22 protein-coding genes and 1 pseudogene are annotated in these 26215 nt (G+C 44.5%); 4 read left to right on the top strand and 19 right to left on the bottom strand.

Going from position 1 to position 26215, the window contains the following annotated elements; all coding sequences use genetic code 11:
• Positions 1–115 precede the first annotated feature (115 nt).
• The 7 genes from AXE82_RS01385 to AXE82_RS01360 all read right to left on the bottom strand — a co-directional run bounded on the left by AXE82_RS01385 (position 116) and on the right by AXE82_RS01360 (position 11640).
• On the bottom strand, positions 116–2206 hold the full coding sequence (locus AXE82_RS01385; protein WP_082741382.1) for a 2-oxo acid dehydrogenase subunit E2: 2091 nt from the start codon (positions 2204–2206) through the stop codon (positions 116–118).
• Between the two features lie 84 nt (positions 2207–2290).
• On the bottom strand, positions 2291–5104 hold the full coding sequence (gene aceE / locus AXE82_RS01380) for a pyruvate dehydrogenase (acetyl-transferring), homodimeric type (RefSeq protein WP_062330505.1): 2814 nt from the start codon (positions 5102–5104) through the stop codon (positions 2291–2293).
• Positions 5105–5384: 280 nt separating this feature from the next.
• Positions 5385–6080 (bottom strand): glutathione S-transferase, encoded by a 696-nt coding sequence (locus tag AXE82_RS01375; RefSeq protein WP_062330503.1) that lies wholly within the window; start codon positions 6078–6080, stop codon positions 5385–5387.
• A gap of 172 nt (positions 6081–6252) precedes the next feature.
• A complete protein-coding gene (gene gyrA, locus AXE82_RS01370) occupies positions 6253–9066 on the bottom strand; it encodes a DNA gyrase subunit A (protein WP_062330498.1) in 2814 nt (937 codons plus the stop codon).
• Positions 9067–9533: 467 nt separating this feature from the next.
• Positions 9534–9686, bottom strand: coding sequence for a hypothetical protein (locus AXE82_RS12170; protein ID WP_156627486.1), 153 nt, complete (start codon positions 9684–9686; stop codon positions 9534–9536).
• 7 nt (positions 9687–9693) lie between these two features.
• Positions 9694–10623: a CDP-diacylglycerol--serine O-phosphatidyltransferase gene (gene pssA / locus AXE82_RS01365; protein WP_197931420.1), complete on the bottom strand. Its 930-nt coding sequence runs from the start codon at positions 10621–10623 to the stop codon at positions 9694–9696.
• Positions 10624–10752: 129 nt separating this feature from the next.
• Positions 10753–11640, bottom strand: a complete 888-nt coding sequence (locus tag AXE82_RS01360; RefSeq protein ID WP_062330497.1) for a 23S rRNA (adenine(2030)-N(6))-methyltransferase RlmJ — start codon at positions 11638–11640, stop codon at positions 10753–10755.
• Positions 11641–11773: 133 nt separating this feature from the next.
• Here AXE82_RS01360 and AXE82_RS01355 point away from each other — a divergent pair, with 133 nt between their 5' ends.
• Complete coding sequence (locus AXE82_RS01355) at positions 11774–12391, top strand: 2OG-Fe(II) oxygenase (protein WP_062330495.1); 618 nt, start codon at positions 11774–11776, stop codon at positions 12389–12391.
• Here AXE82_RS01355 and AXE82_RS01350 read toward each other — a convergent pair.
• A pseudogene (locus AXE82_RS01350) lies at positions 12374–12727 on the bottom strand (LysE/ArgO family amino acid transporter); the annotation flags it as partial. The gene AXE82_RS01355 and the pseudogene AXE82_RS01350 sit on opposite strands and share 18 nt — an antisense overlap.
• A gap of 125 nt (positions 12728–12852) precedes the next feature.
• Here AXE82_RS01350 and dapE point away from each other — a divergent pair.
• Positions 12853–14091 carry a succinyl-diaminopimelate desuccinylase gene (dapE, locus tag AXE82_RS01345; RefSeq protein ID WP_062330493.1) on the top strand — a complete coding sequence of 413 codons (1239 nt, stop codon included), beginning with the start codon at positions 12853–12855 and terminating at the stop codon, positions 14089–14091.
• A gap of 98 nt (positions 14092–14189) precedes the next feature.
• On the opposite strand, the gene iscX is transcribed toward dapE, so the two are convergent.
• The 6 genes from iscX to AXE82_RS12165 form a co-directional block, all read right to left on the bottom strand.
• Entirely contained in the window at positions 14190–14390 is a 201-nt protein-coding gene (gene iscX, locus AXE82_RS01340; RefSeq protein ID WP_007116656.1) for a Fe-S cluster assembly protein IscX, read from the bottom strand.
• A 12-nt stretch (positions 14391–14402) separates the two neighbouring features.
• On the bottom strand, positions 14403–14915 hold the full coding sequence (locus AXE82_RS01335) for an acyl-CoA thioesterase (RefSeq protein WP_062330491.1): 513 nt from the start codon (positions 14913–14915) through the stop codon (positions 14403–14405).
• Between the two features lie 88 nt (positions 14916–15003).
• A complete protein-coding gene (locus AXE82_RS01330; protein WP_062334672.1) occupies positions 15004–16392 on the bottom strand; it encodes an NAD(P)(+) transhydrogenase (Re/Si-specific) subunit beta in 1389 nt (462 codons plus the stop codon).
• Positions 16393–16403: 11 nt separating this feature from the next.
• The gene (locus AXE82_RS01325; RefSeq protein ID WP_062330489.1) at positions 16404–16766 is read right to left on the bottom strand and encodes a proton-translocating transhydrogenase family protein; all 363 of its coding nucleotides are present in this window, start codon (positions 16764–16766) and stop codon (positions 16404–16406) included.
• A 43-nt stretch (positions 16767–16809) separates the two neighbouring features.
• A complete protein-coding gene (locus tag AXE82_RS01320; RefSeq protein ID WP_062330487.1) occupies positions 16810–17931 on the bottom strand; it encodes a Re/Si-specific NAD(P)(+) transhydrogenase subunit alpha in 1122 nt (373 codons plus the stop codon).
• A gap of 416 nt (positions 17932–18347) precedes the next feature.
• The gene (locus AXE82_RS12165) at positions 18348–18509 is read right to left on the bottom strand and encodes a hypothetical protein (protein ID WP_167541432.1); all 162 of its coding nucleotides are present in this window, start codon (positions 18507–18509) and stop codon (positions 18348–18350) included.
• Between the two features lie 37 nt (positions 18510–18546).
• On the opposite strand from AXE82_RS12165, the gene AXE82_RS01310 reads away from it, so the two are divergent.
• The gene (locus AXE82_RS01310; RefSeq protein WP_062330483.1) at positions 18547–18840 is read left to right on the top strand and encodes a subtilase-type protease inhibitor; all 294 of its coding nucleotides are present in this window, start codon (positions 18547–18549) and stop codon (positions 18838–18840) included.
• 160 nt (positions 18841–19000) lie between these two features.
• Positions 19001–20692 carry a sigma-54-dependent transcriptional regulator gene (locus tag AXE82_RS01305; RefSeq protein WP_062330482.1) on the top strand — a complete coding sequence of 564 codons (1692 nt, stop codon included), beginning with the start codon at positions 19001–19003 and terminating at the stop codon, positions 20690–20692.
• Here AXE82_RS01305 and AXE82_RS01300 read toward each other — a convergent pair.
• The 5 genes from AXE82_RS01300 to AXE82_RS01280 all read right to left on the bottom strand — a co-directional run bounded on the left by AXE82_RS01300 (position 20689) and on the right by AXE82_RS01280 (position 26214).
• Complete coding sequence (locus AXE82_RS01300) at positions 20689–21237, bottom strand: 2-amino-4-hydroxy-6-hydroxymethyldihydropteridine diphosphokinase (RefSeq protein WP_062330480.1); 549 nt, start codon at positions 21235–21237, stop codon at positions 20689–20691. The two genes, AXE82_RS01305 and AXE82_RS01300, sit on opposite strands and share 4 nt — an antisense overlap.
• Positions 21238–21450: 213 nt before the next feature.
• Positions 21451–21930, bottom strand: coding sequence for a dihydroneopterin aldolase (gene folB, locus AXE82_RS01295; protein ID WP_227713350.1), 480 nt, complete (start codon positions 21928–21930; stop codon positions 21451–21453).
• Between the two features lie 11 nt (positions 21931–21941).
• Positions 21942–22940 (bottom strand): EamA family transporter RarD, encoded by a 999-nt coding sequence (rarD, locus tag AXE82_RS01290; RefSeq protein WP_082741380.1) that lies wholly within the window; start codon positions 22938–22940, stop codon positions 21942–21944.
• Positions 22941–23064: 124 nt separating this feature from the next.
• Complete coding sequence (locus AXE82_RS01285; RefSeq protein ID WP_062330478.1) at positions 23065–25299, bottom strand: bifunctional prephenate dehydrogenase/3-phosphoshikimate 1-carboxyvinyltransferase; 2235 nt, start codon at positions 25297–25299, stop codon at positions 23065–23067.
• Positions 25300–26214, bottom strand: coding sequence for a DMT family transporter (locus AXE82_RS01280; protein WP_062330476.1), 915 nt, complete (start codon positions 26212–26214; stop codon positions 25300–25302).
• Between the last annotated feature and the right edge of the window lies 1 nt (position 26215).

The raw sequence follows: 26215 nt of genomic DNA, 5'->3' as shown, positions 1-26215 counted from the left end.
TTGGCATTCATAAAGCCCTTAGTTTTGACTAAGGGCTTTTTTTAGGGTCAAAAAAAACCTAGCATGGATATAACACGCTAGGTTCTTTTGATGCTGCAATTTATAACAACACACGTTATAACAACACGCGGCGTGGATCTGCTAGTAATTTCGCAATATAGCGGGTAAATACCGCAGCGTCCGCACCATTGATCACACGGTGGTCATACGACAATGACAACGGTAGCATTAAACGTGGCTCAAACTCGCCTTTTGTCTCATTCCAACGTGGCTGAATGCTAGATTCACTCACGCCTAAAATCGCAACTTGCGGCCAATTGACCAGCGGGGTAAAGTAAGTACCGCCAAGATTGCCTTGACTTGAAATCGTAAATGACGCGCCGGTTAACTCTTTGGCAGATAGTTTTTTATCACGCGCTTTTTTGGCAAGCTCACCGATTTCAATCGCTAGTTGCTTGATGCCTTTTTGCTCTGCACGTTGAATGACAGGAACTGTCAAACCCTCCTCGGTTGCGACGGCAAAGCCTAAATTCACAGATTTACGGATGATAATTTGGGTATTGTCATCGCTTAAATGGCTGTTAAATTTTGGATGTTGCATCAGCGCGTAAGCGGTTACTTTCATGATGAAAGCCAGAATGGTGAGACTCACGCCTTCTTTTTTCATCTCATCTTTTAGGTCGCCACGCAATTTTTCTACATCGGTAATATCTGCCAAATCAAACTGGGTGACTTGTGGCAAATAGGTATTGTAATTAAGCTGCGGAATTGAGACTTTTTGTAGACGGGTCAAATCTTGGCGCTCAATTTCTCCCCAAATTTCCGTTTTACTCATATCGGGTAAATTAGGTAATCCTGAGCGAGCCGCTGATGGCGCAGAGATATTATTTGCTGCGGCAGGCGTGCTAACTGCTTTTATCATATTCTTGACATAAGCAAACACATCTTCTTTGACAATACGCCCATTAGCGCCCGTGCCAGTCACCTCACTGACATCAACACCCAATTGTCGGGTAAGTTTGCGCACCGCAGGACCTGCATAAACCGCGGCGTTTTTGGCATTAATTTGCGCTTCAGACAGTTTTGACTGTGAATTTGACTGGCTAGCTGTTGTGGTAGCGCTACTAGTTGAAGTCGGTGCAGTATTTTGCGTTTTAGCGACTTCTTCCTGAGCGGTATGGGTGGTCGCTTGCGGCTGTGATGCTGAACTTGATGCGGATTGCACTGACCCCGGCGCTTCAATCACGACAAAGTCTTGACCATTGGTGACGGTATCGCCAGGGTTAACCAGTAATTCAGCCACTTTACCGGCAACTGGCGAGGGGACTTCCACCGAGGCTTTATCAGATTCTACCAACAACAATGGCTGTTCAGCTGTGACCTCATCGCCTACTTTGACCATCCATTCACTAATCTGTGCCGACTCTACCCCAAGATCAGGCAAACCAAAGGTTTGTTTACCAGCGGGTGTGGATGATTGAGGGGCAGATACCGTTTGAGCAGGTGGCTGATTTTGGTTTGCGGCTGAAGTGGCTTGACTGGCGGCTTGTTGTGATGAGTCACTGGCTAATGATGACTGTTGCGTAGCTGATTGGGAGGTCATCACGATAAAATCTTGACCATTGGCGACCGTATCCCCTGCATTGACTAAAAATTTGACAATTTTTCCGCTGACAGGTGCCGGTACTTCGACCGATGCTTTATCGGATTCGACCAATACCAGCGGTTGTTCAGCAGTGACAGTATCGCCTTCTTTGACCAACCACTCACTAATTTCTGCGCTATCTACCCCCAAATCTGGCAATGTATAGGTTGCTTCAGCTGTTGTAGATGTGGGCTGTGATTGATTTGGTGCAGCCATAGACGGCGCGTTAGCCTCTTTAGTTTCTTTAATTTCTCCAGCTTCGTTAGATTGGGCTGCTTGTTGGTCTGTCTGTTGCGCAGATTGCTCTACGGGTGTAGTGTTGGATTGGCTATTGCCTGCACTGTCGATGGTGAGAATCACATCACCTTCTTTGACCTTATCGCCGATTTGAACACTAATCGCTGTGATAGTCCCTGCTGATGTTGCAGGCACTTCCACAGAAGCTTTGTCAGACTCTAATAAGACAATGTTATCGTCCACATTGATGACATCGCCGACTTTGACCATAATTTCGCTGACTTCAGCGCTATCAACGCCTAAGTCGGGAACTTTGATTTCCATGGGTTTATCCTTAAAGTTTTATTTTTACTAAGTTGGCAATCAGCCGCTAATACGTGGCTGATTTTTTCCAATTATTAATTGATATTATTCAGGTTTTTCGTTAAGAATTGGCGCATCGGCTTTATCTTCTGCTTTGCCATCTGCTGAAATCGCTTCATCATCCTCTTCAACCAAGGTTGGTACAGGTTTTGGATGCGCGCCTAAAATCGCTGGTGCATCTGGGGATTGGTCGATTTGTACTTGAGGATACCAAGCAGGTGAAGCATCGGCATCAATACCTAGGCTACTAATGGCATCTTTGACCAAACGCGCATCAACTTCGCCTTCATCTGCCAATAGTTTGAGCGTTGCTACCACAATATGGGCAGCATCCACTTTAAAGAAACTACGTAATTGGCTGCGGCTATCCGAACGACCAAAACCATCGGTACCTAAGGTGGCATACGGTCGACTGTCTGGTAGGTAGGCGCGGATTTGTTCAGAGAAAATGCGCATATAGTCGGTGGCGGCGACTACAATGCCTTCATGCTGCGCAAGTTGTTCAGTAACCCAAGGCGTACGCTGTTCATCTAGTGGGTGTAGACGATTGTACTCATCACATGCCATGCCTTCACGAGTGAGTTCATTAAAGCTTGTGACACTCCACACATTGGCATTGATATTGAATTCTTCAGCTAAAATTTGCGCGGCTTTTTCAACCTCACGTAAAATCACGCCTGAACCTAGCAATTGCACTTGTTTTGAACCATTGTCTTTGAGCAAGTACATGCCTTTTTTGATGCCTTCTTCGACCCCTGTTGGCATAGCTGGTTGCTCGTAGTTTTCATTCATTAAGGTGATATAATAGAAAACCCGTTCGCCTTCACCATACATACGGCGCAGACCATCTTGTACGACCACCGCTAGCTCATAACCATAACATGGGTCATAAGTGACACAGTTTGGCACCGTGTTAAATAAAATCAAATGATGACCATCTTGGTGCTGTAAGCCTTCGCCATTGAGTGTGGTACGACCTGCGGTACCGCCAAGCAAGAAGCCTTGCGCCTGCATATCGCCTGCGGCCCAAACTAAATCACCGACGCGTTGGAAACCAAACATCGAATAATAGATATAAAAAGGAATCATCGGTAACGCATTGGTTGAATAACTGGTCGCTAACGCAATCCAAGCACTCATCGCACCTGCTTCATTAATGCCTTCTTCAAGCATATGACCGTCTTTGGCTTCTCTATAACCCATCAAGGCTTCATGGTCTTCAGGGGTATAATTTTGACCCGATGCCGAGTAGATACCCAATTGGCGGAACATACCTTCAAGGCCAAAAGTACGGGCTTCATCAGGAACAATCGGCACCACACGCTCTTGCAGCGCTTTATTTTTTAGCAGTGCCGATAGCAAGCGTACAAATACCATGGTGGTAGATTGTTCTTTGCCTGCACTACCTTGTAGTAATTTGTCAAAAATCTCCAAGCCTGGGACATCGAGTGGAATATGACCACTACGGCGATTGGGCAAATGTCCGCCCAGTGCTTGACGGCGACCTTTGAGATATTGGATTTCAGCAGAATTTTCATCAGGACGATAAAACGGCAATTCTTCAAGCTGCGCATCGCTAAATGGCAAATCAAAACGGTCACGGAAATATTTTAATGAATCAATTTCGAGTTTTTTGATTTGGTGGGTTTTGTTGACCGCTTGGCTTTGGTTAGATAAGCCATAACCTTTGACGGTTTTAACCAAAATCACCGTCGGCTGACCTTTGGCTTTCATGGCTTCACTAAATGCGGCATACACCTTCACTGGGTCGTGACCACCACGGTCTAAATTTTGGATTTCTTGGTCAGTCCAATCTTTGACCATTTCGGCAAGTTCTGGGTATTTACCAAAGAAATGGTCACGGACAAATTTACCATCACGCGCTTTATACACTTGGTATTCACCATCGAGGGTCTCAAGCATACGGTGTTTGAGCGCGCCTGTATAGTCTTTGTCTAACAGGGTATCCCATTTACCGCCCCAAATAACTTTAATCACCCGCCAACCTGCGCCGCGAAACACAGATTCAAGCTCTTGGATAATTTTACCGTTACCACGTACCGGACCATCTAGACGCTGTAAGTTACAGTTAATTACCCAAATCAGATTTTCTAGATTCTCGCGACCTGCTAGTGAGATAGCACCTAGGCTCTCTGGCTCATCGGTTTCACCATCGCCCAAGAATGCCCAAATTTTGCGACCTTCTTTTGGAATCAAGCCGCGATTTTCAAGATATTGGTGCACATGCGCGTGATAAATTGACATGATTGGGCCTAAACCCATCGACACGGTTGGGAACTGCCAATAGTCAGGCATCAAATAAGGGTGTGGGTAGCTAGATAGCCCCTTGCCGCCTACTTCACGGCGAAAATTCGTCAGCTGCTCTTCAGTCAATCGACCTTCTAAAAATGAGCGAGCATACACCCCTGGTGAACCGTGACCTTGATAATAAATCATATCACCGCCAAAGCTTTCATTCGCTGCGCGCCAAAAATGGTTAAAACCTGTTTCGTATAACGTCGCGCTTGAGGCAAAGGTCGCTAAGTGACCGCCTAAGTCGTCGTCATTTTTGTTGGCACGCATCACCATCGCCACCGCATTGTAACGAATGATAGCGCGAATTTTACGCTCGAGGGTTAAATCACCGGGATACGGGGGTTGATCTTCTACAGGAATAGTGTTGATGTAAGCGGTATCAAGACGGTTAACGCGTAACCCTTCTTGTACCGCCTTATCATAGATGGCTTTTAGTAAAAAAGTGGCACGTTTTTTTCCCGCTGACTTGATTACCGAATCAAAGGCGTCAAGCCATTCTTGGGTTTCTTGACTATCAGGGTCTTTAAAATACTGATATTGCATTTTTCGTTCCTTCTGGCAATGGCATCCATCCATGGAAATAACCTAGAATGGAGCTAGGTTGTAAACGACTCAAAGTATTCAACTATTAGACACAAAACATTGTTATAAATAGCGATAGCAATATTTTACATGAAAAAAATATTTATGTATTTTCGCTAATTTTTAATAGGTATTTAGCTATGAAATAAAGGTGAAAAAGACAACTGTTTTTTCTGACCGCATAGTAAATTTATCGATACAATAAAGCAATAAAAGCGTTAAGTCGCTTGACAGTCAACCATCAACACTTATCAACCGCTTTATGATAAGCTGGGCGAGCTTGGCATTTTTTTAACCAATTGTGAATATTGGCGTATTTTGCCTCTAAACTATGGGTTTCTAGCATGGCGTTTATGCCAAATTCCAGCTGTATATCAGCGCCGCTAAATTGGTTACCAGCAAGCCATTCATTGCTACCCAAATGCTTATCCAACATTTTGAGCTGCTCGGTTAATGAATGATTGAGATAAGATTTGTCTATCCCCGATTTGAGTAATTTTGCCACTTGCTTGATACCTATCGGTGATTTTTCTATCATGGTAGCAAATATTAGTCGGATAATAAGCAAGGGCATCAACGAGCTTTCGGTAAAATGCAGCCAATATCGATACTGCTCATACGCTTCACTGCCATAATCTGGGCGAAATTTTTTATTCAGCACCAGTTGTAAGATTGGCTGTGCATCTTGCTGGTCGCTTAACTGGTCATAGTTATCAATCAAATACTCAATGATATTGGCAGATTCAATCAGCGTTTTTCCATTATCTTGCAGAATAGGTGCCTTACCCATCGGGTGAATTTTTTGCAAAGACTTGGGCGCCAAACCATGATGGCGTTCGTACTTGGTTAACTGATAAGGCAGTTCTAATTCTTCCAATAGCCAAAGAATACGAAACGAACGTGATTTTTCAAGGTGGTGTAGATGCAGTTTTGACATGGGTATACTCGTCTTTTAATGTAATAGGATTTTTGGAACAAGATAATTTTAAATTTTATAAGGCTTTAAACTTGCTGGCTGTTGCGAAATTGTAGAATTGATCGAAAAAAACCAGCTTATTGATTGATAAGCTGGTTTGATAAAGCAAGGTTACAAATAGCAAGGCTACAAATTAGTCATCTAGCTGTTGTGCATCGGCTTCTAGCAAACCATCTTGCTGTAGGGCTTCAGACAACTCGATGTTTTGTAAATCAGCGCTGTCTGGTAAATCAGCGCTGTCTTGCGCGATATTGTCAGCCAATTCTGATGCTACAATATCTTCGTCCAGCTCATCTTCACTACCGCCTTCAACCAAAGCAATAGATACCAATGATTCATCTGGTGAAATACGAATCAGGGTAACCCCTTGTGCATTCCGACCTGTCTGCGCGATTTGTCCAACAGGGGTACGCACCAGCGTGCCGGCATCAGAAATTAGCACAATATCATCAGCATCGGTTACCGCTAATGCCTGCACCAGCTCGCCATTACGCGCCGTGGTTTTGATGGCGATAATACCTTTACCGCCACGACCTTTGACAGGGAAATCAGAGACAGGGGTACGTTTGCCAAAGCCGCGCTCACAAGCACATAAAATCTCGCCTTGCTGTGGGGCAACAACCAACGACACCACACGGCTAACCGCAACGACACTGTCATTGTCTTGGTCATCGTGACTATCGTCTTCAAGCTCGGTGTCGTCGTCTTCAATGCCTTGATTGGCCAGTAGCGTCACCCGCATACCGCGTACCCCTTTTGCGGTACGACCCATCGCACGGATTTTACTTTCATTAAAGCGAATGGCTTTACCTTCATTGGAAAATAACATGATATCTTGCTCGCCATCGGTAATGGCAACGCCAATCAAGTTATCGCCGTCATTGAGTTCGATGGCGCGAAGTCCGTTGGCGCGAAGGTTTTTAAATTGTGACAATTGGACACGTTTTACCATACCCGATGCGGTTGCAAAGAACACATATCTATTGTCATTTTGCTTGTCGTCTTCGGTCACGGGCAAGATGGCGGTGACTTTTTCATCGGCATCGAGTGCAATCAGATTGACCATCGGACGGCCACGCGAACCGCGGCTGGCCATAGGCACTTCAAACACTTGTAACCCAAATACACGGCCACGATCGGTAAAAATCATCACGTTGTTGTGTGTGGATGTGACCACCATATGGTCAATAACATCGTCTGCTTTCATGGCAGTGGCTGACTTGCCTTTGCCACCGCGTTTTTGGGCAATATAGTCGCTAATAGGCTGGGTTTTGGCATAGCCCGTGCGTGAAACAGTCAACACAACGGTTTGTTCAGGAATCAAATCCGCACGGCTAAAGTCACTGCGGCTATCGACGATTTGGGTTTTGCGTGCATCGCCAAAATCATCACGAATTTGGATTAATTCTTCTTTGATTATTTGCATTAATTGCTCAAAGTTATCCAAAATACTTTGTAATTGGGCAATGAGTGCCAAGATTTCTTTGAATTCTTGCTGTAGCTTGTCTTGCTCTAACCCCGTTAATCGGTGCAGCTGCATATCTAAAATAGCATTGACTTGGTCAGGCGATAGACGATAATGTTGGTTGTCATCAATCAGTCCATATGGGGCGTTTAGGTCTTCGCCTTCAATCACATCAGGGCGAATCGAATGACTGCCTGCTGCCTCTAACATAGCAATCACGCCACCTGACTGCCAAGTATGGGTCAGTAAGTTATCGCGGGCTTCTTGGCGGTTTGCCGATGCCTTGATAGTGTCAATAATGCGATCAATATTGGCAAGAGCAATCGTTAGCCCTTCGAGCAAGTGACCACGCGCCTGCGCTTTTTTGAGTTCAAAAATAGTACGGCGAGTCACAACTTCTTGGCGGTGACGCACAAAGGCGGCAATTAAATCACGCAACGTCATGATTTTGGGTTGTCCTTCATCTAAGGCAACCATGTTAATACTAAAACTTGATTCTAAAGGCGTTTGGATAAATAGATTGTTAACGATGACTTCCGCGTTTTCACCACGTCTTAAGTCAATGGCAATACGCATCCCATCTTTATCTGACTCATCGCGAATCTCGCTAATGCCTTCAAGTTTTTTATCGCGTACCAATTCGGCGATTTTTTCAATCAGTTTTGCTTTATTGGTTTGGTAGGGAATCTCGGTAAATACAATTCGCTCACGTTCTTTATTGGCGCCCGTTTCACTCATCGGTTCGATGTGATATTTGCCGCGCAAATGCAAGCGACCTTTACCGGTGCGATAAGCATCGACAATGCCTGAGCGGCCATAAATAATACCGCCTGTTGGGAAATCAGGACCGGTGATATGCTGCATAAGCATTTCACCAGAGATGTGCGGGTCATCGGCATACGCCAAACACGCATTAATCACTTCCGTCAGATTATGTGGCGCCATATTGGTCGCCATACCCACCGCAATGCCTGTGGCACCATTAACGAGTAGATTTGGAATACGGGCTGGCATGACGCTTGGCATTTGCTCCGAGCCATCATAGTTTGGTTCCCAATCCACAGTGTCTTTATCCAAATCACCCAGCATTTGGTGGGTAAGCTTTTGCATGCGCACTTCGGTATAACGCATCGCTGCGGCGGGGTCGTCATCCACTGAACCAAAATTACCTTGACCATCGATGAGCATATAGCGCATTGAGAACGGCTGCGCCAAACGCACAATCGCGTCATACACTGCGGTATCGCCATGTGGGTGGTATTTACCGATAACATCACCGACCACACGCGCCGATTTTTTGTAAGGTTTGTTAAAGTCGTTTGATAATTCATGCATCGCGTATAACACACGGCGATGGACAGGTTTGAGCCCATCACGCACATCAGGTAAAGCACGGGAGACAATTACGCTCATGGCATAGTCGAGATAAGATTGTTTTAATTCATCGACGATGCCAATGGGGCTAACGGAATCGGTGGACATGCACGCTCCTTTTATCAAGCTACTTAAATATGAGCCATCTTATTTATTTTACTTTTCAACGCGATGGCTAACTTAAAAGCACTGCGTTTAAAAGCCATGCGCAATTTTGACCAAAAGTTGCAAAAAACCCCAATCAAAACCTTTAAAAAAGTAACACAGATGACGTTATATTTTAGGATAGTAAAAAGGAATAATTATAGCATAAAACGCATGATTTAGCAGTTAACTCACCGCCAAATGCCGACGCTAATATCAAAATATCATGCTTTGATGGGTGTTATTTTACCCCGTGGTACGCTGCACAAGCTTAACCAGCTATTTTTACAAGCTATAAAATAATCGGATTAAATCTGAGGCTCGATATCAAACTGTCTAATGACAAAGCCTGTTGATAAACAGGCTTTATTAAATGGGTATCAGTTAAGTGCGTGTTGGTTAATTGGCTATAGTTTCAGGCTATCGCAAATTTAGAACTGGCTAAACAATGTCGGTGCCACACCCATACAATACGGCGTGACTAAACCATGATATTGCATAGCAACGGCTTGTGATGGATTGCCCCCGTTAGCGGTCGCAATCGCTGCAATATTTTGCACTTCACTAGCAAATTCTGCCTGCATTTTTTCTCTAAACAGATTTGCGTTTAAGCTTGCTCCAAACCGCAGTTACTGGACCCGATAAGGCGTAAATCACGCTAATCGCGAGCAATCCTGCAGGAATATTATACAGCACGATACCGAGCGCAAACACAATCAAGATGAGTGCCACAAAGGGGACACGCTTTTTATCAAACTCTTTAAAGCTATAGTATTTTAAATTACTCACCATCAAAAAGCCGGCAACCACCACCCAAATGGTTGCCAAGATTTGAAAAGCAGGGCTGGTCACCGGCAATTCAACTTGCCAATCCATATGCACCATCACAAACGTGGTGACTAAAATAGCGGCTAACGGACTTGCTACCCCGACAAAGTATTTTTTATCAACGACACCAATTTGTACATTAAAACGCGCCAGTCTCAGCGCCGCACAGGCAGCATACACAAAGGCGCAAGCGATACCAATACGCCCCAACGGCTCTAACGCATAATGATAAATCAATAACGCAGGCGCAAGTCCAAACGCGATGCAGTCAGCTAGCGAATCTAGCTGCTCGCCAAAGGGACTTTGTGCATTGAACAACCTTGCCGCCCGACCATCTAACCCATCTAGCAATGCCGAGATAAAAATCGCCACACAGGCACGCATATAATGCCCTTCCCCCAACGCGCTTTGGGTAATCGAATAAAATGCCGCAAGCAGCGACAATAGCGTAAATGTATTGGGAATTAAATAAACGCCTTTTTGCGCAATCGTTTTGTCAGCGACACGCGCATTTTCAATGACTTCAAAGGTGAGCCCATCATAGTCATCGGTTTCTGCCAATTCACGGTTACGCTGATGCTCAAGCTGAATTGGATTGATATCCTTAGTGTGCTGTTGCGGCTGTTGTGGCTGTTGTAATGCGTCGATGGGCGTCTTGATAAGGGTTGGTTGGTTATTATTGTCGTTATTCATTGATTATCCTTGCAGGTTGTCTCTTGCAGGTCGTCTGTAACAAATCGTCTGTTGCTAGGTGCATCGAGCTCGGTAAAAAATTGCAAAATTTGGCGGCTTTTGTGACCGCTTAACCCGCCAAGTGTGACATTATTCGCCAACCAACCATTGTACTTTGGTGCGCTGCTCCACACTCATTTGTGGGCTTTCAGGATGCTGCAAAATTGGCTGTAGATATTGCAAAATCTCTTCGGCTTTAGCATCAAATTGCCAAGGTGGGTTAATCACCAACATGCCCGTCCCATTTAAGCCCATCGGCAAATCGGGTGGGAAAATATTTAGCTCAAGTATGAGCTGACGGCGGATTTCGGTACGTTTCATTTTTTTATAAAACAGCTCAACCGCATCGTTATTTTTGATGGGGTACCAAAGCGCCAACACCCCGGTTGACCATTTTTTATGCGCTTTGACCAACAAATCTACCAATGCGCTAAAATCACGGTGTTCCTGTTCAAAGGGGGGATCGATTAAAATCAAACCACGTTTTTCTTGCGGTGGTAGCACCGCCAAAATCCCTTCATAGGCATTGCGATGTTGCACGCCAATGGGCAATTGGTGCAGTTGGTAGTTGAGCGCATCAAACTCGCTGGCTTTCCATTCAAACGCTTCGGCGCGATTGTTAATCTCTGGGTGAGCGTCTTGTTGTTTTTCGATGTGATGGGCAATAAACCAAGGCGAACCTGGATACACATGCTTATCGTAGAATTTTTTGGCGTAGCCAATATCTTGTAGATAGGTTTGCACCGCCTGTGGCGCTTGGCTATTATCTTGTGCCAGTAGTTTGGTAATGCCATGGATGGCTTCGCCCGTTTTTTTGGCTTCATCACTGGCCAGTGAATACAAACCGCGCCCACCATACGCATCCAAAATATAATAAGGTTTTGGCTTGGCGCTCATCATCTCAAGTAATTGGAGTAATAAAACGTGTTTTACCACATCAGCGAAGTTGCCCGCGTGGTAGCTGTGTTGATAATTCATAATAAATTTTTCGTAAACAAATTAGCAGGTATGGTAGCATAGCTATCAAAAATTGGCGAAGTTTTTGCTACAAGTTTTTGCTAAAAATTGCCCAGTTAAATGTTTAAACAATGCTGGAGGAAACACAGCGCACATGCAAGAGTTGAATTTTATCCTGCCCAACTGGTTTGAAAAAATAAATGACGCACAGCTTGATGGTCTGGTTAATGACGGGTTTATCGTGCTAGATGACTGTTTTGACGTCAATTTTTTTCAGGCGTTACAAAAAGAGAGTGGCTTGATGGATTACCAAGCCGCCCATTTGACGCAGGGTGAACGGGTCACTAGCATTCGCGGCGATAGCACCCGCTGGATTGATGAGCACTGTCCGATTGGTATGCAGTATCTACAAGCGATTAATGAGCTCGCGCAATTTTTTAATCAAACCTTATACACCGGCATTCGCCGTAGTGAAGCCCATTATGCCCGCTACCCTGCAGGGTTTGGTTATCAGTGGCATTCAGACAATCCGCAAGGGCGTGATGAACGTGTGTTATCAGCGGTTTTTTATCTCAATGAGGGTTGGTGCGCGCACGATGGCGGTGAAATTGTCGTCATCGATCAGCATGACAGACAGCAACAATTACAGCCCCAAGGTAACAGATTGGTGATTTTTAATAGTAACTTAGTCCATCAAGTCGCAATCACCCATCGTGAACGCTTCTCCATTGCCACTTGGATGCGAAAAGATGGGCTAATTAGCCAGCAATAAACTTGCCGCAATCCCCCACATCACAACCCCGATGAGGATATCAAGAATTTTCCAAGACAGTGGTTTGGCAAATAGCGGCTGCAGCACACGCGCACCATAACCCAAACTAAAAAAGAAAATAAACGAAGATAAAACTGCGCCCAAGGCAAACGCCAGCTTATCGGTAACCTGTGATGCAATCGTCCCAAGCAAAATCACTGTATCTAAATACACATGGGGATTGAGCCAAGTAAACGCCAAGCACATCGCAATCACTTGTTTTAAATTACCAACGTCTTCACCCTGCGCCACGAGCGATTGGTTTGATTGATAAGCCGCAATAAAACTTCGGGCACCATTTGTAGCCAAAATCCTGAGTGATTGCGAACAATGCGACCCGCTAAGGCGCTAATTTATGCTAATATGCAGCGCAAATAAGCGAGCTTTTTGAGAGATTTTTAAGAGATTTTAAGGAAACGACAATGACTGATTATGCCAGTAAAGCGACTGATTTAGACCACCTTCAAGCGCAAACCTTAGCACTAAGCTTACAGCTGATGCGCGAGCCATCAGTGACGCCGACTGACCTTAACTGTCAAAATATACTGGCTGAGCGGCTTAACCACCTCGGCTTTGATTGTGAGTTTTTATACTTTGGTGAAAAAGGCGCAACAGGACGCGAAGCAGAAGTCAAAAATTTATGGGCAATCCGTCAAGGTCGTGGGCAGGCGCAGGCGCCGGTATTATGTTTTGCAGGACATACCGATGTCGTGCCCACGGGCGATGTCAGCCAATGGACTTATCCGCCATTTGAGCCTACTATCAAAGATGGCATACTGTATGGGCGGGGTGCCGCAGACATGAAAACAGCGATTGCGGCATTTACTGTCGCTGTTGAAAATTTTGTCGCCCACCACCCCAATCATCACGGCTCAATTGCTTTCTTAATCACCGCTGATGAAGAAGGTCCTTCAATCAACGGTACAGTCAAAGTGGTTGAAACATTGCAATCGCGCAACCAACCAATCACCTATTGCTTGATTGGCGAACCCTCTAGCACTCACAGCTTGGGCGATATCATCAAAAATGGTCGCCGTGGCTCGCTTGGCGCCGTTGTGACGGTGACCGGCAAACAAGGCCATGTTGCCTACCCGCATTTGGCAGTTAACCCTATTCATTATGCTTTGCCAGCCCTATCCGAGCTTTGCAGTCAAACTTGGGACAATGGCAATGCGTATTTTCCTGCCACCACCCTGCAAATCTCCAACCTTCATGCAGGCACTGGGGCTAACAATGTGATTCCTGCAACGTTAAGCGCTGAGTTTAATTTTCGTTTTTCAACTGAGACCAACGATGAGAAACTTAAAGCAACCACTCATGCGATTTTTGATAAGCATTTTCAAGACGGTGCAGCCAGTTATCACATCGATTGGAAACTATCGGGTAACCCATTTTTGACGCCGCAAGGCAAACTCGTCAGCGCCTGTCAATCCGCGATTAAAGCCGTGACCGGAACAGATACACAGCTTTCAACCACAGGCGGCACCTCAGATGGTCGTTTTATCGCAACCTTGAATGTTGAAAATAAGTCGCCTGAAGTGGTTGAGCTTGGCGTGCGTAATGCCACCATCCACCAGATTGATGAATGTGTAGCAGTCGAAGATTTGGGTAAACTTGCCGCAATTTATGAGCAAATACTACAAAACTTACTGTTAAGCTAAATACTGTTAAGCTAAATACTGCATGCATTTTTTATGGGTAAATTAATTTGGCTGCTGCTCATTAACAATCTAGCATGAAGAAGAATCTAGCATTGAGCTTAATCTAGTTCGTCTAGCCAAGCCATTTGAATCGCTTCTAATTGTTTTTCGGTGGATTTGGTTGGGTCATCGCCAAATTCTTCTAACTGCGTCACATACCGATGCAAATCAGTAAAACGAATATATTGCACGTCTTCATCAGGGTATTTTTCAGAAAGTTGAATGGCTATTTCTAACGTGTCGTTCCATTTAAGGGACATATTTTTCTCCAGTTATTTGATGGGGGTGAGTTTTTTGATTTCGTTAAGATTGTCTTGCCAAGTTTTGATGACAGGATGAGCTTGTTCATCTTGCTGTACAATGACGCGGGTCGGTTGCACTTGACCATCCAACATCAATACAATTTTGGTCAGTGCCACCACATTTAAGTCATTTTTCACCCAAAACTCGTGGCGAAAATACAGGTATTTTTTATCCCAAGCCAATAATTGACTGTGAAGCGCCAATTTATCAAACAAAAAGCTTTCTTTAATGTAGGTTAATTGTTGCGATGCAATCACCCAACCTAGCTTGTCCGTTGGGCGCTGCTGCATCAGCCACTGCTGGATGTTAAGCTCAATAAAGCTTAAATAGCGATAATTAGGCACATGGTGACGAAACCCCATATCATGCGGCAAAATCCGGTAGTGGCGGATGATCGCATCGCTATAGCTTGGTTTGGATGACTTTGCTTTATCGGATTTTAGCATCAAGCATAAGATAAGGTAACGAAGTAATAAATTCATGAATTTTCCTTGTGATATCCGCCTGATTATAGCAAATAAAAAACCCTGACTAAACTGGTTAGTCAGGGTTGATTGAAGTTAGAAAAACTTAGTGACCTGTGCCATTGATATGACGAATCATGTCTTCTACCACTTTTTTGGCATCGCCAAAGATCATCATGGTTTTGTCCATGTAGAACAAGCTATTATCAAGACCTGCGTAGCCGGCACTCATTGAGCGTTTGATGACCATCACGGTTTGCGCTTTGTTTGCTTCAAGAATTGGCATACCAAAGATGGGTGAGTTTGGATCGTCTTTTGCCGCTGGGTTGACCACGTCATTGGCACCGATAATCAGCACAACGTCTGTACCGGCAAAGTCGGAGTTGATTTCATCCATTTCTAGGATGTCTTCATACGGCACATCCGCTTCAGCCAATAGTACGTTCATATGACCTGGCATACGACCTGCCACAGGGTGAATCGCAAAACGCACGTCCACACCTTCTTCTTTTAGCATTTCATAAAGCTCTTTTACCGCATTTTGGGCTCGGCCTTGCGCCATACCATAACCTGGCACAATGACCACACTGCTAGAGTTTTCCATCATAAAGGCGGCATCTTCAGGTGAGCCAGTGCGGTAAGTTTTGGGTCCGCTATCTTCTTCTGTCGCAGCGGCTGAGCTGCTTGACATACCGCCAAACAATACGTTCAGCAGTGAACGGTTCATGGCTTTACACATAATGTAGGACAAAATCGCCCCAGATGAACCGACCAGCGACCCTGCGATAATCAGCATTGAGTTACCTAGGGTAAAACCGATACCGGCTGCCGCCCACCCAGAAAATGAGTTAAGCAAAGATACCACCACAGGCATATCACCGCCGCCAATCGGTGCAATCCACATCCAGCCAAAAATAATAGCCAAAATGGTCATGGCATAAAAAGCTGGCATGGATTGGGTGGTGAAATACATAATACCAAATGCTAACATCGCGATGAACAATAGCGCTTGAACCGGTTTTACCCAAGTGCCTTTTAAAGTTTTTGCCCAGCTTTTTGCCGCCAATTTACCAAAAGCAAACATTGACGCTGAGAAGGTAATTGCACCAATAAAACAGCCCACAAACAACTCAAACCGCGCGATGGTGCTATGCTCGATGCCCGTATGTAATACGCTAGCTAACGCAATAGCAACGGCTGACAAACCGACCAGTGAGTGCATCAAAGCCACGGTTTCTGGCATTTGCGTCATGGCAACGGTGCGTGCTTTCCAGGTACCCACGACCGCGCCCAAAACCATTGCACCCACAATCAAGACGAATACAGGGCTTGGTGCCAAAAAGAAGGTGGTGATAATGGCAAGCGCCATACCCATCATCCCAAAACGGTTACCACGGATGGCGGTTTTTGGGCTTGATAAACCCCGTAAGGTTAAAATAAACAGCACCGCACCAATCAAATAAAACCAATCTGCATGCTGGGCGACCCAATTCATATTCTCATTCATCAAGCATTTCCTTCTTTGTTTGGCTCAGCTTTGGCTTTTTTATCTTTGGATTTAAACATCGCAAGCATACGCTCGGTCACCGCAAAACCACCAAAAATATTGATGCTGGCTAAAAATACCGCAAACGCACCCAAAAGACTTGTCGGGGTAAACATATCGCCATCAATGCTGACGGTCTGCAGCATGGCACCGACGATGACAATACTGGATAACGCATTGGTCACTGCCATGAGCGGGGTATGCAGTGCAGGCGTTACCCCCCACACCACGTAATAACCGACAAAAATAGCCAACACAAAGATACTAAAGATTGCCACAAATGGGGTGGCAGATGTCGCAGACGCTAATAGGGTCAATAGCATAAAACCTCCTAACCTCGATAGGTAAAATTAAATGAAAATTAGGTTAGCGACTGGCTAACAATACTTGACCTTGGCTAGTAACCAGCAAGGCTTTTTGGATTTCATCTTCTGGATTGAGCGCAAACACTTTATTGTCATCCATCAAGGTTGCAAAAAAGTTATATAAATTATTGGCATACAATGCCGATGACTGCGCCGCCAAGGTCGATGGAATATTGGGCACACCCATGATAGTGACACCGTTTGGGGTGATGATATTTTGTCCGACCACTGAGCCTTCAACGTTACCACCGGTTTCTACCGCCATATCCAAAATCACCGAACCTGACTTCATCTTATTGATGGTGGCTTGGTGGATTAGACGCGGTGCGTTACGTCCTGGTACTTGTGCGGTGGTGATAACGATATCCGCTTGAGATACCGCTTTGTCCACAACTGCGGCTTGGTCTTTGATATACTGCTCAGACGGTGTCCAAGCATAGCCGCCTGTGTCTTTGGCTTTGGCTTTTTCTTCTTCGCTCATGGGGACATCGAGCCATTTACCACCGACGGATTCCACTTGATCACGCACGGTAGGACGTAAGTCACTGGCTTCTACAACGGCACCCAAACGACGCGCCGTTGCAATCGCCTGTAGACCGGCAACACCAACCCCCAAAATCACCACGCGAGCCGGTTTAACCGTGCCTGCCGATGTCATAAACATCGGGAAAGGACGACCAAACTGGTTGGCAGCCAAAATCACCGCTTTATAACCTGCCAAGTTGGCTTGGGATGACAGCACGTCCATGTTCTGCGCCCGCGACAAAGTCCGTGGCAATAGCTCCATGGCATATACTTTGGCATGGCGATTGGCATAGTCCTGCAAATTGGCATTGCGATACGGATTCATCATACCGATAACAATCGCTTCATGTTTTAGCTGGTTGATTTTTTCAATCGGTAAGCTATTGACCGTGAGCACCACATCACTTGTTGAGATCGCATCATCAACAATTTGCGCCCCTGCTTGTTCCAACGCATCATTGGTAATAAACGAACCTTTACCTGCATCGCGTTCGACCACAATACTGTGACCCAACTTGATGAACTTTTTAATGGTATCGGGGGTAATCGCAATCCGATTTTCATACAATGCAGTCTCTTTTGGTACACCAATTTGCATACACTCTCCTCAAGCGGTTCGGTTGGATTCTCAATCCACAACTGACAATTAGCTAAGACAGTTATAAATTAAAAAAATGATAATTAAATTACCATAAATATAATTAATTATGCAAAATAATTCTAGGCGGAATAACAAGTAAATTTGACTGGTGCGTATAAAAAAAAGTTATCAATAAAAATTTTTACAAAATTTTCTTTTAATAAGATAGCTTTCTGAAGCTTAGTTTATTTGCGTATTTCGTTTTTTAACGTTGCCATTGTCGATTTCAAATTCATCAAAATCTTGCGCAAGCCAAAAGTTACCTTGATAATTTGCAGCAACTTCTGCCCGAATATGTGACATATTCAAAGTTTTACTACTAGGTTTATAAAAAGGTTGAAAACGCGCGCTAAAATGGGTCAAAATCAGGTTTTTTAATTGTGATAGCTGCGCAAACGGTGCAACGGCTGACGGCTGGCTGCCCGTTTACGTTTTAAAAATTTGGTAAAAGATAGTAGCAATAATAATTTGGCAAGTGGGTTATTATTGGGGATGATTTCACTAAGTTTTGGTATACTCAATACGACTTGTATCACCTCTTATATTACCTACGGAACACAATAAGGAAATGCTATGTTCAAGTTTTTTACCCCATTATGCTTTTCATTAAGTTTATTTGGCTGCCAAGCTGTTAGCCCAGCTCAGCAAAACCACACACCTAAGCCTCAGCCCATCAAGAAACCTGAGATGATGTGCACCATGCAATATGATCCTGTCTGCGTCAAAACTATCAATAATGGCATCGTGCACTATCAAACCTATGGCAACGCTTGTATGGCGAGTAATAGTGGCAATGTGACCAACAATGCTCCGAACAATGCCATAAGTATCACTAAAGGTGCTTGTGGGTCGGAGGCTAGCAAGTGACTGAGTTAGTAAGTGACTGAGCTAGCAAATGACTGGGCTATGATAATTTAGCCCGACATAACGTATGCACTAGCTTGTTTTGCCATAGCTTACTGACGATAAAATGAGCGAAGTGTTATAATCCCGTCTAATTACTTTGTGTTAAAGGTGTTGCATCTGTATGGCATTAGCGCTGATTATTGATGATGAAGTAGATTTGTGTCGCTTGATGCAGATGACACTCAAAAAAATGGGCATTGAATCCAAAGTCGCCTATGACTATGCCACTGGCATCAGCCATCTTCAAACGTATAATTTTGATTTTTGCTTAACCGATCTCAAACTTCCTGATGGGACAGGACTAGATATCGTTAAATTTATCAGTAAAAATTATGCCAAAACCCCCGTGGCAGTGATTACCGCCCACGGTAGTATGGATTTGGCGATTGAAGCGTTAAAAATAGGCGCCTTTGATTTTGTCAACAAGCCACTTGAGCTGTCGCGGCTGCGCCAGTTGGTCGAAAACGCCTTAAAGGTGGCAGAAAATACCAATAAACTCAATTGTAAAGAAATTTATGATCCTTTTAGCAATCGCCTAATCGGACAATCTAACGCCATTGCCCAGCTCAAAACCACCATCCAAAAATTGGCGCGTAGCCAAGCGCCCGTATTTCTGTGGGGAGAATCGGGCACGGGTAAAGAAGTGGTTGCCAAGCTCATTCATGATTTAAGCCCGCGCTGCTCTGCCAATTTTGTGCCTGTTAACTGCGGCGCCATCCCATCAGAGTTGATGGAAAGCGAGTTCTTTGGGCACAAAAAAGGCAGCTTTACGGGGGCTACCGCAGACAAAGAAGGGTTATTCCAACAAGCAAATGGCGGCACGCTATTTTTGGATGAAGTAGCGGATTTGCCGATTTCCATGCAAGTCAAATTATTACGCGCGATACAAGAAAAGAAAATCCGCCCCATTGGGAGCACCCAAGAAATTGCCGTGGATGTGCGTCTTTTATCCGCTACCCATAAAAATTTGGCTAAGCTTGTCGAAACGGGTGAATTTAGGCAAGATTTATATTATCGCATCAACGTGATTGAAGTAAAATTACCAAGTCTCAATGAACGGCGCGATGATATCTTACTGTTAGCCAATCATTTTATCGCTTTGATTGCAGAAGATTGGGCACTATCGCAGCCACCGACATTATCCAATGAAGCCGCGGTTCAATTGGCAAACCATCACTTTGCAGGCAACGTGCGTGAATTAAGGAATATCTTAGAGCGCGCGATTACCCTAGCTGATGATAATGTGATTAAAGCCCATCATTTGAATTTGCCATTATCAGCCGCCAATGTACCGCCTGACACTCATAGAATCCATGAAATCCATGAAATCACAGAAACCTCCAATCAATCCGTCTTATTAACATCGAGTCAACCTAGCGCGCCAAAAGTTGTGCCCTTAGCTGAAGCTAAATCCGCCGTAAGCAGCCCCATCAATACTTCCTATAGCAGCAACTTGTTTGCAAGTGGTTATAAAGTCAAACCCAATATTCAACTTACGCCCACACCGACCCAATCCAACCATGAAGCGTTAACCCATGAAGCGTTAACTTTAGATGCGCGGGTAGTGGGCATCAATGCGCCTAATTTAGCCCAGCCCGCCGCTGAAGAAGGTCAATTGCCTGCCGAAGGATTGGAAGAATATTTGATGAATCAAGAACGCAAAGTCATTATCGCAGCGCTCAACCACAGTGGTTGGAATCGCACCCAAGCCGCTAAACTATTAAATACAACGTTTCGCTCACTCCGCTACCGTATGAAAAAATTGGGCATTGACAGTGGCAGTGATAGTAATAGTGATAGCGATGAGGATTAAAAACTTCGGATAAAGGACAAATCAATATTTTTTGATAAATCCACTATCCCTACTTGGTCATAACAAGCTAGCGGAAACCGCCGGCGGATGCCTAACCACTGGTTTGCTGATTTAGCAAATAGCACAAATCGATTGCCTTTTTCATCGAGCTGATTGTCGATATTGTCAATTTGATGCAAGCATTTTACCGCAATGATATCGATGTCTAACGTAACAGCGGGTTTTTGGTACAGAAGTCTGTCTTGTTGCTGTTCAAACTGCTTGGTGAGTTGTAGCCATTGCCAATAATCCATGGGCTGCTCAAAGTCTAAATAAGCCACTTGGTTAAAATAAACCGGTGTATTGGATGTTTGCTTGTTTAAGTCATCGTGTAAATTGTTATCGATACGGATATCTTCACTAGGATGAATCGCACTGAGGGTCAAAGTGCCAAAGTTTTGCAGCCAGTCTTTGGCTTTTTGTAAATAATAAGGTTGTTTGACATTACTGGCTAACGACAAAACGCAGGCTTCGATGACTATGACATCACGCGGTGGTACACTCATACTCAAATGCTCAAATAAACATATTTTTTGCTTAGGCTAATTAGGGCGTGTCCCTAATTCGGAACAAAGTATTTTTAATGGCCTAAAAATGCCTAAATCTGGCAAAACTGCGTTAAATTGTTTGACAATATTCCAATATTATCTGCACAATTTGCCTTGTTTTGCTGGCGATTTAGTCTATTTTTAGCCTCATTATCCAAATAGGGACACGCCCTAATCTTGCTGAAAACGGGTAATTTTAACCCCGACACTATCGGCTTGTTTGATGGCGGTGGGTTTGTGAATCGTCACTGTGACTTTTTCTGGGGCAAATTCTGCCAAAATCATCTCAGCGACCAATTGCGCTAACCGCTCTAACAGCGCGACTTTATTGGCAATGCTCACTTCAGCCACGCGCTCACTGACACTTTTATAGTTGATGGCATCTTGAATATTATCAGTCTGCGATGCTTGGTATTGACAGCCCACCATTTCAATATCAAAAATCAACGGTTGGGTTATTTGCTGCTCCCACTCATACACGCCAATCACAGCATCAACTTTGAGTCCCTTGACAAATACCATATCCGTTGAATTACCGGTCAGTTTGACTGGCTGATTGTTGGACTTTTCGTTTGCAATCGCGTGCAAGGCATCCGCCGCTGAATATAGTGATTCATGCATGATTTTTTGGGTAGTTTCTGGTGTAGTCATTTTTACTCTCGTTAGGTATTTCGTTGTTTGATTAAATCATAACTAAAAAATACCAACCCTGTCCAAATAAAGGCAAAGGTAATCAATTTATAAATGTTAAAAGGCTCATGATACAAGAATATCGCCAATAAAAAAATCATGGACGGGGTCAAATAATTTAAAAAGCTCAATAAGCTAAAGTTAACCATTTTGGTGGCTTTATTAAACATTAAGAGTGGTATCAAGGTCACAGGCCCTGCAAGCATCAATAAAAAAATTGATGGCGACAGCCAAAAATCTAACTGACTACTAGCAACATCATGCATAGCAAACCAGCCAATAAAGACCGGCACCAATAATGCCGTTTCGATAAACATCGCAGAGAGCGCGTCAAGCGGGGTATGGCGATGCATCAAACCATACACAGAAAAACTACTCGCCAACACTAACGATACCCACGGCAATTTACCCAGCACGACCAGCTGAATCGCCACGCCTATCGCTGCCAAAATCACTGCCATCCATTGCAAAGGCCGCAGTTTTTCTTTGATAACCACTAGCGATAGTAAAATACCCATCAACGGACCAATATAATAGCCTAAACTGGCTTCCAAAATCTGATCATGATTGACCGCCCACACGTACACCAACCAATTAACTGAGATAATCGCCCCCGAAACGGCAGTATAAAGTAACCATTTTGGGTTGGCTTTAATCACTTTCACCCAGTGCCAGTTTTTGGTCACTGTCATGATCAGTAAAATCGTGACAAACGTCCAAATAATTCGATGCCCAATGATTTCAATCGCATCATAATCTTTGAGTAGCTTAAAATACAGGGGGAAAAAACCCCAAATCAAAAAAGCAGCCAGTGCGGTCAACACCCCTTTGGGGGTGGTCACTACGGTTGGTTTTTCATGGTCAGTAATATCAACGGCACGGGTCGGAATGTCACTATTGATGATATCAATGGCGTGATTTTGCGGGGTTTGACTTTTCAGAATTTGATTTTGGGGGATTGGGTTTTTCATTAATACAACGATAAATGTTATTTTTTATAAAAAAGTCAAAACTAAGAAAGTCATAGTCTATCTTAGTTTTCATGTCATCCATGTAAAGACTTGCGACAGTGCTACAAGTTTAGCTCACCTAGGTTTAGTCAGTCACCACTTTAACTTGCAATCCTGCACTATTGACCAGTTCAGCAAAGTTAGGGAAGCTGGTATTGACCGTTTCAGTACCATGAATGGTAATCGTATCGCTTGCGCGCAAACTTGCCACAGTAAAACTCATGGCAATGCGATGGTCATGGTGACATTCAATCTCACCACCGCCAAACACCTGTGCCACATCACCGCGACCTTCAATTTCAATGCCATCATCGAGTACGGTACAGGCAATTCCTAAGGTTTTTAGACCATCTGCCATGACTTGAATACGGTCAGATTCTTTAACGCGCAGTTCAGCTGCGCCATGCAGCACGGTTTTACCCGTGGCACAACTTGCTGCCACAAACAGCACAGGAAATTCATCAATGGCGAGCGGCACCAAGCGCTCAGGAATCTCAATACCTTGCAATTTTGAAGATTTCACCACGATATCGGCAACTGGCTCACCGCCAACAGTGGTTTCATTGGTCAATGTCAAATCAGCGCCCATCAGCTTTAAGATATCAATCACGCCGGTGCGCGTGGGATTGATGCCCACTTTTTTGATGGTCACATTGCCTTGTTGGGCGATGGCGCCTGCCACCATAAAAAATGCCGCAGATGAAATATCAGCAGGCACTGCGATATCACATGCCGTTAATTCGCCGCCCCCTGTCACACTAATTTGATTGCCATTGTGCACTTTTGACACTGTCACAGGATAACCAAATGCCGTCAGCATGCGCTCGGTGTGATCACGCGTCACTTCTGGCTCAATCACCGTGGTGGTACCTTGTGCCCATAGCCCTGCTAGCAGCAAACACGATTTGACCTGCGCTGATGCCATCGGCATTTCATAGCGGATACCTGTTAAAGTTTGATTACCGGTGATGCTAATCGGTGGCGTACCTTTTTCGCCCGTGGTTTGGATTTTGGCACCCATCTCACGCAGAGGTTTGGCGACCCGTTCCATGGGACGTTTGGATAAACTCGGGTCACCCGTCATCACCGAATCAAATTTTTGTGCTGATAAAATACCTGACAACAAGCGCATACTGGTGCCTGAATTACCCATGTATAATGGATCATGCGAGGGTTTTAACCCATGTAATCCAACCCCATGAATCACTACCCTGCCCTGATTAGGACCTTCAATCACTACGCCCATATCACGAAAGGCTTGCAAAGTAGCGAGTGCGTCTTCACCTTCCAAAAATCCTGTCACCGTGGTGGTGCCTTTGGCTAACGAACCAAACATAATTGAACGGTGAGAAATAGACTTATCACCGGCGACGGTGTGACTGCCTTCAAATTGTTGGGCGGGGGCGATAACGTAAGTTTGCTTCATGGCTTGTTTTTCCAAATAAGGCGTTTTATTTAACATATGTCCAAAATGTTGCCTGGCGGCTTGGGCTTGGGTTAATACACCCAGCATCTGCTCAGAATCATTGGTCTCAATAATTGCTTTCAACTGACTTAATTGCTCACTAAATTCATCAATGGCATCGAGTAGTGCGGTTTTATTGGCATAAAAAATATCATGCCACATGGTTGGGTCGCTGGCGGCGATACGGGTAAAATCCCGAAAGCCACCCGCCGCGAAACGAAAAATATCCATATTGTCGTTATGCTTGGCTAGTTGCGCGACTAGATTGTAGGCTAGCAAGTGGGGTAAATGACTGGTACGCGCGAGCACCTTATCATGATAATCCGCTGGCATGGTCACCACTTCTGCACCAGTCTGCGCCCATAGCGCAATCACTTTTTTAACGGCTTGTTTGCTAGTGGTGTCTAGGGGTGTTAAGATAATTTTATGGTTATCAAATAGTTTGGCATTACGCGCATCAATCCCTGATTTTTCTGCCCCTGCAATCGGATGGGCGGGCACAAAACCTTTGGGCATATCATCACCAAATACCGCGCTGGCGTCTGCAATGATATTGCCTTTGGTACTGCCCACATCCATGATAATGGTTTTATCGGTAATAAAGGGTTTGATTTGTTCAAAAATTTTTTTGACCGCCTGCACCGGCGTGGCTATTACCACCAAGTCTGACCCTTGCACCGCAAGGGCAGCATCATCAAATCCTGCATCAAGCAGTCCGTAGTTGATACCTTTGTCAATGGTTGATTGTGAACGGCTAACCGCCACAATTGATTTGGCAAGATTTTTATCACGCATGGCTTGTGCCAAACTTGCGCCGATGAGCCCTAGCCCAATAAAACACACTTTTTCAAACATTTAACTTACCGATTTTTTACAATTTGCTAAAAAGACTGCCAACGCAATCAAAATCCCACCCAACATAGTGGTGATGGTGATTGTTTCGCCCAATAAAACCACACCCAACAATACCGCAATGAGCGGAATAAAATAAATATACAGCGAGGTTTTTACCACGCCCAAATGCTTATTGGCATTGGTCCATAACACAAAACACAAGGCAGAAGCGATACCCCCTAAAAACAGCAAATTTGCCAGATTCATGGGCGTAAACGCGTGAAGGTTGATAAAGGCTTCACCTGTCACCAGCATATACAGCGACGCGGTGATTATGCCATACAAAAACACTTTACGCATGCGTACCATCGGGCTTAGTTCATCTTTAATGGCACTGTTAGCAAACCCAAAGAACGACCACGCCAACCCACTTAATATCGCCAAAATATTACCTAGCATGCCATTGGTTAAACTCATCGGCTGATTCGCCAGTACCAACGCCACGCCAACCAACGCCATCACACACGCAATCAACAGCAACTTGCTAAAGGCATGGGTTTTAATGATAAAACTGGCAATCAGCACCGTAAACAAAGGTGATGCTGTGACTAGCAGCGCTGCATTACTGCTATAGGTATATAGCAATGCGGTATTTTCTAGCAAAAAATACAAGGTAATACCGCACAGCCCCGACAAAAAATACAACACTTCGTTTTTTACACTGCTAAAGGTTTGCAGTCTAGGTGACATGGCAAACAATAACCCATAGGCAAATAACGACCGATACAGCAAAATCTGAATGGGTGACATATCCGCCAGCAACACCTTGGTGCTTGCTAATGTTGTTCCCCAAACGATGACCACAAATAACGCTAAAAAATGCCAAAATACTTCACGATTTTTTTCTAACTTTTTTTCTAACTTTTTTTCTAACATC

This window comes from Moraxella osloensis (assembly GCF_001553955.1).
Classification (GTDB): domain Bacteria; phylum Pseudomonadota; class Gammaproteobacteria; order Pseudomonadales; family Moraxellaceae; genus Faucicola; species Faucicola osloensis.
The sequence above is the reverse complement of the archived record's forward strand: the minus strand, read 5'-3'. Positions and strand labels throughout refer to the sequence as shown.